Genomic DNA, 1,548 nt, shown 5'->3' with positions numbered 1-1,548 from the left:
CCTCGGCGAGGTCGGCGCCGCCGATCGGGTCGCAGGAGATCCGGGTGCCGCCGACCAGGTCGGCGAGCAGTTCGCCGGAGGCCTGCCGGTCAAGACCGCCGAGGATGACGGGGTCGATGTCCTCGATCCCGGTGAGCGGCCCCGCGGTGGTGGCGAGCACCAGGCAGCCGGGCTCGTCGGCGAGCAGCGGCCACAGCTGCCCGGCGTCCCGGACGTCGTCGAGCAGCAGCAGGACCTTGCGTCCGGCCAGGGCTTCGCGCAGCGCGACGCAGGCGGGCTCGTCCCGCCCGTCCTCGGTCGCGCCGGGCAGCGGCACGGCGGTGTCCGGGTCGAGCTGTTCCAGCAGCAGGCGGGCGGCGCGGGCGGGCGGCACCCGGGCGCCGTCGGGCGCGGACAGGCGGGTGAAGAGCACGCCGTCCGGGTAGTCCGCGGCGGCGGTGCGGGCGAAGCGCACGGCGAGCGCCGTGCGGCCCGAGCCGGGGCGCCCGGCGAGCACGAGCACCGGGCTGCGGCCGGCGGCCGGGCGGGCCGCGGCGGCCCGCAGCGCGGCCAGTTCGGCGCGCCGCCCGGCGAACACCGCGGGCCCGGCCGGCAGCCGTTCCAGACCGGGCACGGCCCCGGCGGGCGATTCGGGGCCGGGGTCCATCGTCACCGTCTTCCTCGCCACCCGTGCCCACTCCCGACGTCGTCCGGCGCTCGCTCGGGCGGCCCGGGACGGACCGCCTGTCTGCGAAGCGTAGTTCGGCGGTCCGGCCCGGCCGAGGTGACATCCGGTCGTACGAACCGGCAAATCACCCCGCCGGATCAATCCGAGCGGCAGCTCACGCCTCGAAGGGCCGGGCCGGCCAGGGCGCCTGCGGCGGGCGCAGCGCATCCAGCCCGCCCGGGCTGGTGAGCGCGGCGTGCACGGCGAGCGTGCCGGTGACCAGAGTCGGGTTGTGCAGCTGCCCGGCCTGGATCAGCCGGATCAGCTCGGGCACCGGCACCCGGGCGATCTCGATCTCCTGCTCCTCGCCCTCGGCCGAGTAGCGCTCGCCCTGGGCGTCGGACAGGTCGGTCGCGAGGAACATGCGCAGCGCCTCGTCGGTGCCGCCCGGGGAGGTGTAGTAGTCGGCGAGCACCCGCCAGGTGGCGGCCTCGACGTGCGCCTCCTCGTACAGCTCCCGCTGGGCGGCGTGCCACGGGTTCTCGCCGGGCACGTCGAGCAGGCCGGCCGGCAGCTCCCAGAGCCGCTGGCGGACGGGGTGGCGGTACTGGCGCAGGATCAGCACCCGCTCTTTATCGTCCAGCGCGAGCACCGAGACGGAGCCGGGGTGGGTCTGGTAGTCGCGGCGGGCCCAGCCGCCGTCGGGCATCCGGACCTCCTCGCTGCGCACGCCGGTCACCCGGCCCTGGAACGGCGTCCGGCTCTCGCGGACCTCCCACTCCTCGGCCGCGTCGGCGATCACCCGGTCGCTGCTGTCGTCCATCGCTCTCCCCTTTTCGTCAGTACGACACAATCTAACGCCGGACGGCGGCCCCCCGGGCATAGCCGGGCCGCCCGGCGGG

General features: G+C 76.5%; 2 protein-coding genes. Both read right to left on the bottom strand.

Features of this window, described 5'->3' with window-relative positions; genetic code table 11:
* Positions 1-667: AAA family ATPase (locus tag AB0O00_RS38900; protein ID WP_363659398.1), on the bottom strand; the 667-nt coding region annotated here is incomplete at its 3' end.
* A 154-nt stretch (positions 668-821) separates the two neighbouring features.
* Entirely contained in the window at positions 822-1,469 is a 648-nt protein-coding gene (locus AB0O00_RS38895) for an NUDIX hydrolase (RefSeq protein ID WP_363659397.1), read from the bottom strand.
* Between the last annotated feature and the right edge of the window lie 79 nt (positions 1,470-1,548).

Source organism: Kitasatospora sp. NPDC093558 (genome assembly GCF_040683475.1).
Lineage (GTDB): Bacteria > Actinomycetota > Actinomycetes > Streptomycetales > Streptomycetaceae > Kitasatospora.
This window is presented reverse-complemented; position numbering and strand designations above follow the sequence as displayed.

Bases quoted from the DNA above. Each gene is read 5' to 3' on its own strand.
- AB0O00_RS38895 (WP_363659397.1), bottom strand. From the start codon at position 1,469: ATGGACGACAGCAGCGACCGGGTGATCGCCGACGCGGCCGAGGAGTGG.